General features: G+C 37.2%; 6 protein-coding genes. 1 reads left to right on the top strand and 5 read right to left on the bottom strand.

The genetic code is table 11. The annotated features are described in order from the left end of the window. Positions 1 to 116: 116 nt before the first annotated feature. The 5 genes from sufC to BZK14_RS10875 all read right to left on the bottom strand — a co-directional run bounded on the left by sufC (position 117) and on the right by BZK14_RS10875 (position 6050). Entirely contained in the window at positions 117 to 884 is a 768-nt protein-coding gene (gene sufC / locus BZK14_RS10895; RefSeq protein WP_077926513.1) for a Fe-S cluster assembly ATPase SufC, read from the bottom strand. A 25-nt stretch (positions 885 to 909) separates the two neighbouring features. Beyond that, complete coding sequence (gene sufB, locus BZK14_RS10890; RefSeq protein ID WP_077926512.1) at positions 910 to 2358, bottom strand: Fe-S cluster assembly protein SufB; 1449 nt, start codon at positions 2356 to 2358, stop codon at positions 910 to 912. Between the two features lie 9 nt (positions 2359 to 2367). Next, positions 2368 to 2820, bottom strand: coding sequence for an SUF system Fe-S cluster assembly regulator (locus BZK14_RS10885; RefSeq protein WP_077926514.1), 453 nt, complete (start codon positions 2818 to 2820; stop codon positions 2368 to 2370). 219 nt (positions 2821 to 3039) lie between these two features. Then, a complete protein-coding gene (rlmKL, locus tag BZK14_RS10880) occupies positions 3040 to 5241 on the bottom strand; it encodes a bifunctional 23S rRNA (guanine(2069)-N(7))-methyltransferase RlmK/23S rRNA (guanine(2445)-N(2))-methyltransferase RlmL (protein ID WP_077926511.1) in 2202 nt (733 codons plus the stop codon). Positions 5242 to 5309: 68 nt separating this feature from the next. Further along, positions 5310 to 6050 carry a hypothetical protein gene (locus BZK14_RS10875; RefSeq protein WP_077926510.1) on the bottom strand — a complete coding sequence of 247 codons (741 nt, stop codon included), beginning with the start codon at positions 6048 to 6050 and terminating at the stop codon, positions 5310 to 5312. A 133-nt stretch (positions 6051 to 6183) separates the two neighbouring features. Between BZK14_RS10875 and BZK14_RS10870 the strand changes: the two genes are divergently transcribed. Beyond that, positions 6184 to 7419 (top strand): hypothetical protein, encoded by a 1236-nt coding sequence (locus BZK14_RS10870; protein ID WP_077926509.1) that lies wholly within the window; start codon positions 6184 to 6186, stop codon positions 7417 to 7419. The last annotated feature ends 85 nt before the right edge of the window (positions 7420 to 7504 follow it).

Raw genomic sequence — 7504 nt, 5'->3', positions numbered from 1 at the left:
GTGGATTAGAAATTACTTCGCCTTTCCACTCAGTCGATAAAACTCGTTTTAAAGGCGTTTCTCTCCAACGTTCTAATCGGACTTTATCCGTTAATGTCTGTAGCATGTTGAATTCCTTATTCTTTACGAGAGCCGCCTGCGTTGTCACCACGGTAAGATATATAACCATTTTTTTCTAAGTCGAGCGCCAATGATTTATCACCAGTTGCTACCAATTCGCCATCCACTAAAACGTGAACAACATCAGGAGAAACGTAGTTCAATAAGCGTTGGTAGTGAGTAATCAACAAGAATGAACGGTTTTCATCACGTAATGTATTGATACCATCAGAGATTACTTTCAACGCATCGATGTCCAAACCTGAGTCAGTTTCATCTAGAATCACTGTTGATGGCTCTAAGACAAGCATTTGTAGGATTTCGTTACGTTTTTTCTCACCGCCAGAGAAGCCTTCGTTCACGAAACGCTTCAAGAAAGCAGGATCCATTTTTACTTTTTTCATGCGATCTTGTAAGAAATCGTAGAATTCTAGTGCATCCATTTCTTCTTGACCGCGCGCTTTGCGAATGCTGTTTATAGCACTTTTCAAGAAGTACATGTTGTTAACACCTGGCAATTCAGCAGGATGTTGGAAGCCTAAGAATAAGCCTTTATGTGCACGTTCTTCAGGATCTATTTCTAAGATATTTACGCCATCTAAAAGGATTTCACCTTCTAAAATATCGTAACCATCTTTACCTGCGATGATGTTGGCTAACGTACTTTTACCAGAACCGTTTGGTCCCATGATTGCGTGAATTTCGCCATCGTTAATTGTTAAAGTTACACCTTTTAGGATTACGTGATCTTCAACTGCTACTTTTAAATTTTTAATTTCTAACATTGCTTTGTTCCCAATAATGATCTAATTAACCAACGCTGCCTTCGAGTTTGAGCTCAATGAGTTTCTGTGCTTCTACCGCAAACTCCATTGGCAACTCTTGGAAAACTTCTTTACAGAATCCGTTAACAATTAAGCTAATCGCATCTTCTTGTGATAAACCTCTTTGTTGACAGTAGAACAACTGTTCTTCAGAGATTTTAGATGTTGATGCTTCATGCTCAACTTTGGATTGTGAGTTACGCACATCAATGTAAGGGAAGGTGTGCGCACCGCAACGATCACCCATCAACATAGAATCACATTGTGAATAGTTGTGTGCACCTGTTGCGCTTGGGTTGATACGAACCAAGCCACGATAGATATTTTGAGCAACGCCTGCTGAAATACCTTTAGAAATAATTGTTGAACGTGTATTTTTACCGATGTGAATCATCTTTGTGCCTGTATCTGCTTGCTGGCAATCGCGCGCAACTGCAACAGAGTAGAATTCACCCACTGAATCATCACCTTTTAAAATACAGCTTGGGTATTTCCAAGTGATGGATGAACCTGTTTCCACTTGTGTCCAAGAGATTTTAGAACGGTCGCCTTGACAGATCCCGCGCTTAGTAACGAAGTTATAAATACCGCCAACGCCGTTTTTATCGCCAGGATACCAGTTTTGTACCGTTGAATATTTGATGGTTGCATCTTCCATCGCGATCAACTCAACCACTGCTGCGTGTAATTGGTTTTCATCACGCTGTGGTGCAGTACAACCTTCTAAGTAAGAGACATAGCTTTGATCATCAGCAATAATTAATGTGCGTTCAAACTGTCCCGTATTTGCCGCATTAATACGGAAATAGGTGGATAATTCCATTGGGCAGCGAACGCCCTTAGGAATATAAACAAATGAACCATCTGTAAATACGGCAGCATTCAATGCAGCAAAGAAGTTATCTTTAAAAGAAACTACTGTACCTAAATATTTTTGTACTAAATCAGGGTATTCTTGAACAGCTTCACTGAATGAACAGAAGATAATACCTTGTTCAAGTAGTTTACCTTTGTAGCTTGTGGCAACTGAAACAGAGTCAAATACTGCATCCACCGCAACACCAGCTAAAATTTCTTGCTCCTCTAAAGGAATCCCTAAGCGCTCATAGGTGCGCAATAATTCTGGGTCCACCTCATCTAAGCTTTTCGGTGCTTCTTCTTGTAATTCTGACAAGGATTTGGGTGCAGAATAGTAAGAGATTGCTTGATAATCAATTGGGTCAATTTTTAAATGTGCCCAATCTGGCATTTCCATTTCAAGCCATGCAGCATAAGCTTTTAAACGATAATCTAATAACCATTGTGGTTCTTTTTTCATTGCTGAAATTTTACGAATCACATCTTCATCTAAACCTGGTGGCAAGGTTTCCTGTGGAATGTCCGTGACGAAACCGTACGCGTACTCTTCCTCAGTTAATTTCTGAATTTGTTCCATAATAACTCTCTAAACAGTAACTTTTGTAATGGGAATGTTAATTTCCCCTAGGGCATCTTTTTTAGGCATAACCGCAAGAGATGCTAAGGATATGTTGGAAAATTCTCGATGGAGAATTCTATTAATCAATATCCAATGTGGTGTGAGTTCACAGTTATGTGATCGTTCACATAAAGAGTGATCATTGACACAGTCATTGATGGACATAGGGCCTTCAATGGCGACAATAATTTCAAGAAGCGTAATGGCTTCTGGTCTTTTTTCCAGAATATATCCGCCTTGTGAACCGCGAATGGATGTTAATAGCTTCTCTTTTGTGAGAATTTTTAAAATTTTACTCGTAAATGCTGGGCTTAGGTGACAATCACTAGCAATTTGTGATGCACTTTGAGCCAATTCATGCTTCGCTAAATGGGTCATGATTACTAAAGCATAATCTGTTTCACGTGTAATTTTTAACATTTGAAATTTACAATTTCCCGCATAAAGATAAGGTGCTATTAATATAGCACCATTTTCGTTCTCTTTACATGTCATATTTGTTTATTAGGTTGATATAAGAATCTTTTCTTTATGTTAGCGATTCTCATTAACTCTGACTTCATGCATATTATCTAGCAACAAATTTTAGAAATCAGAGACGGGGGTAAAAACTCAGACTAAATTTTTTACAAAATAAATTTAAATTTTGGAATGTTTAATCATAAAACATTGGCGAATCTTAGGATCACGTGCAAAATCCATCGGTAAAGTTTCGCGAGAAACATCTTTGACATCAAAATTTTCTGTAATTAATGAATCCATTTTGAAATTACGTAAATTGGTGGAGAAAATTAACAAACCATCTTTTGCTAAAATTTCCATTGCATCTTCAATCAAACGTACATGATCGCGTTGAATATCTAATACATCTGCCATGCGTTTTGAGTTAGAGAAAGATGGCGGATCCATGAAAATTAAATCATAACGCGCATCACGCTTTTGCATCAATGGTAATTCACTGACGTGTAAAGCCATTGTTTTGAGCCATTCTAAAACATCTTTTTGGATGAACTCATATTGCTTGCCTGATAAATCATTCAATGCAAAGTTGTTTTCAGCCCATTTCAGATAAGTTTTGGACATATCCACAGTTGTCACAGTTTTAGCGCCACCAATGGCAGCCAAAACACTTGCGCTGCCTGTATATGCAAATAGGTTTAAGAAGTTTGTGCCGCGCGCTTTCTCTTTAATCATTTTACGTACATTGCGATGATCCAAGAATAAACCTGTATCTAAGTAATTAACTAAGTTTACCCATAATTTTGCCCCAGTTTCTTCCACAGGGAAAAATTCACCACGCTCTTCTTCTTTTTCATATTGGTTTGTGCCTTTTTGGCGCTCACGCAATTTGAAATGAATATTCTTAGCATCAATTTCTGAAAATACTAATGGCACAATCGCTTGGATTTTTTCTAAGCGCTTGGCTGCTTTTTCTGCATCAATGCTTTTCGGTGCTTTGAATTCATAGATCACTAATGATTGATCATAACGATCAATAGCTACGTTAAATTCAGGTAAATCGGAATCGTATGTTCGATAACACATGATATGGTTTTGTTTCGCCCATTTTTCCCATTTCTTTTTGTTCTTTGTGAGGCGGTTGAAGAAATCTTGCCCGCCTTCAGACATCAATTCTTCAAGGTTACGTTTTTCTTGGCGACTATCAGCTGCTTTACGATCCACAAAGTATTGTTCTTCAATTGCAAATTGCAAGTAAACGCACTCCAATGCACCATTGTAGAATTTATTCACTTTACGAGCACGTAAACCCATTTGCTTACCAAGTTCAACTTCAGAAGTGATGATGCCCGCTTCAAAGCCAACATAAGGGCGTAACCAATCGCCGAGTTCCATATAGGTTGGTTTCAACTCTTCTTTTTCGCCCAAACGTTCACCATAAGGTGGGTTTGTCACGATTAAGCCTTTTTCACCTAAGTTTTCAGGCTTTTTGAAATGTTGGAACATCTGGTGCGAGAATGACATATTTTTCAATACGCCCGCTCTATCTGCATTGGCTTTCGTAATACCAATCATACGTGCATTACGTTCAACACCGTATAGTCTGCCTTGATATTGATCTTTACCCACTTCAGCACGATGCTTTGCAAATTTAACGCATTCGCTCCAAAGATGCGCATCATGTAAGAGCCAGTTTTCAAAGCCAAATGTTGGGCGATATAAACCAGGAGCAATGTCACGCGCCATCAATGCAGCTTCAATCAGAATCGTACCTGCACCACATAATGGATCGATGAAATCTTGATGCTCTTTAGCTTTCTCAGGCCATTTAGAACGATATAACAAGGCTGCTGCTAAGTTTTCTTTAATGGGCGCGGCGCCTTGCTCAGTACGGAAACCACGTTTATGTAAAGGTTCACCACTTAAATCTAAATACAATGTGTAGCTTGTATCTTGAATGTGCACATAAAAACGCAAGTTAGGATCATCTTTATCCACAGAAGGACGACCGCCCGTTGTCATATCGAAATAATCAACAATGGCATCTTTTACACGTTGTGCGGCATATTGTGTATGAATGTGCTGAGCGCGCTTAGTGGTTACTTGAATCACAAATGTGTGATTGTCTGACATGTGTGTTGACCAAGGAAAGCCAGATAGTTGCAAATGAAGATCATCTAAATCTTTCATGCTACCTGTTTTCAATTGTAATAATACACGTGAACCGCAGCGCGTCCATAATAGTGCTTGATAAGCCTCTTTTAGCCCACCTTCAAAACGCACGCCTGTCGCATCGCTTGTAGATTCGATGCCTAAAGCTGCTAATTCATCGATAACATAAGGCGCTAAACCTTGTGCGCAAGTAATAAAAAAAGAGGACATTGATCAATCACCATGAAATTTTACATATAACGGACCATTATAGCGAAAAAATGCGCAATTTGTCTTTATTATTGGTTTATGAGTTGCCAAGTTGCTATGGATAAATTTTGGTCTTCTGCATCAATAAATTCTTGGGCAATATCAATAAAAAATTGGCAAACCATGGCTTTCTCTGTCATCTCTTGGAAAGATAAATCCACCTGCTCAAAAAGTATGGGGGGATATTTTTGAACAACTTTTGTTAAAGTTTGCTGCCAAAATGCCATCTTTTCATCATCAGTAAAATTGTATTTAGGCTGCATTTGCACAGAGTCTAGGAGAACAGCCTTTGTTGCATTAAGTTTTTGGGTGCGTAAAGGTTCACTAATTAAGTCGGCAGATTTTTTGATGGATTCTATATCACCAAGAGAAATCCCTATACACATATTTCCACTTGGATCTTTGATCAAAAGTTCTTGTAACACATTATTATTGGTGATCATAAATTGCTGAAAAGCTGCGCTGGATGTTTGGTTGAGCCGAGATTCCATTAATGATTCTAGGGTTATGATGATAGTTTGTAAGTATTGATTTAACTGTTCAGGTGTAGATAACTCTGTGGTTTTTACTTGTTGTTGGATCGTTTGATAAAGCTCATTATCAACTTTTTGGATAATATCTAATAGCTCTTTACCTGCATCTTGGTAAGGTGCCAATTGAGCTAAGGTTTCTCTTTGAAATGATGATTTTTCTTGATATTTTTGATAGCTGCTTACAAAAAATTTCACAGCAAATAAGATGACTAATAAAATTACAATACGTTTTGTCATAATGAAGGCCTTGATATTTGCGTGCTTATGAAAACGCACATGTATTATTGGAATATTTATAGAGAATATTTTTTATCAGCATTTAAGCCTATAATTATAACATCATAATTTTGATAAATATAAAAGGGAAGATATGAAACGTACTGCTTTGATGGTCAGTTTAGTATTGATTTGCTCATCTACATGGGCGAAAACCGCAACAGAAGCACAAACAATGATAACAGTTGATCAATTTCAGCAGAGCTTATCTAAACAATGGCCGAATCCAAGTGTACGAGAAATTGTAGGGCAAAACTCTCAGAATGATGCTGTTGTGGCGATGATGAAGGAGATGTCTGAATTAAATTATAAACATCTTGTGGCAAATAGTTTTTCACAGTGGTTTGAAGTACAAAAGAAAATTCAATTGGGGCAGGATATTCAGCCACAATTAACTAAAACTATTGATGGCGTTGGTGAATATCAATGGTCAACACCTTATACATATTCATGGTTGAAGGATGCACAATCATTGATGGCTTATGAAGAATCCACAGAGCAATTTCTACTGTTAGATATGCCAATAAATAATGTGCGTTTATTTGTGACATTAGAGCCACAAGAGCTTGTAGTTTATTTCTCACTGAAAGAATCAGATTTAGATGAAGTTATCCAGCCATTGAATCATTACTTTAAAAATAATACTTCAGAAGACGATAATATTTTAAGTAATGGTCAAGAAACTGTTTTATTGTCACGATGCTATGATGGTGAATGCTCGATGGAATATACAGTGAAAAACTTCATGTCCACAGAGACATTTATTCAGACTTTCCAAAAAGAGTTTTTTACAAATATGGATGTTGCACCTTATGGTATTGCTTTCCATAGAAATCATTTAGGTTTAGCGTCTGTGACGTTGAGTGTTAGGCCATCTGATTTATCTAAAGTGGAAGATGGGTTAGCGCACCATTATGGTCAGGCTAATTATCCCAATATTAATGGTAGTAATGCAGAGTGGGTTTCAAAAGATGGGGCAATTCGCACATATACAATTGGTAAAACTGCCTATATTGAATTTAATAATTACTCAAATGTCATTGAAGATTTAACTAAAAATAAAGATTTATTAAAATGCTATGATCAAACAGCGCTGAAAGTTGATTTTGAAAAAGCATTAGAAGCACAGAAGGCTGTGAGTGATTATATTTGTGGAACTCAAGAAGTTATGGGTGTAGGCACAAAAGAGTTGAATGCATTTTGCCAATCAGAAAAGGCAACTTATCAGCTATTAAAAAATACAGGCATTGAATCCATCATTGTGGGCACTTATGAAAATTTGTTAAGCCAGCAACAGATTGAGCAATTGATTCAAAGTTGTTCTCAATAATCATTATAAAAATTGTGTGATAAAAATGGCTATAAGATAAATTCATATAGCCATGATATTTTTGATTAAAATGAGCATTTTAAGT

The sequence above is a fragment of the Wohlfahrtiimonas larvae genome, assembly GCF_002006755.1.
Taxonomy (GTDB): Bacteria; Pseudomonadota; Gammaproteobacteria; order Cardiobacteriales; family Wohlfahrtiimonadaceae; genus Wohlfahrtiimonas; species Wohlfahrtiimonas larvae.
This window is presented reverse-complemented; position numbering and strand designations above follow the sequence as displayed.

Excerpts from the sequence above, each read along its gene's own strand:
- sufC (WP_077926513.1), bottom strand. The coding sequence starts at position 884 with ATGTTAGAAATTAAAAATTTAAAAGTAGCAGTTGAAGATCACGTAATC.
- sufB (WP_077926512.1), bottom strand. The coding sequence starts at position 2,358 with ATGGAACAAATTCAGAAATTAACTGAGGAAGAGTACGCGTACGGTTTC.
- BZK14_RS10885 (WP_077926514.1), bottom strand. The coding sequence starts at position 2,820 with ATGTTAAAAATTACACGTGAAACAGATTATGCTTTAGTAATCATGACC.
- rlmKL (WP_077926511.1), bottom strand. The coding sequence starts at position 5,241 with ATGTCCTCTTTTTTTATTACTTGCGCACAAGGTTTAGCGCCTTATGTT.
- BZK14_RS10875 (WP_077926510.1), bottom strand. The coding sequence starts at position 6,050 with ATGACAAAACGTATTGTAATTTTATTAGTCATCTTATTTGCTGTGAAA.
- BZK14_RS10870 (WP_077926509.1), top strand. The coding sequence starts at position 6,184 with ATGAAACGTACTGCTTTGATGGTCAGTTTAGTATTGATTTGCTCATCT.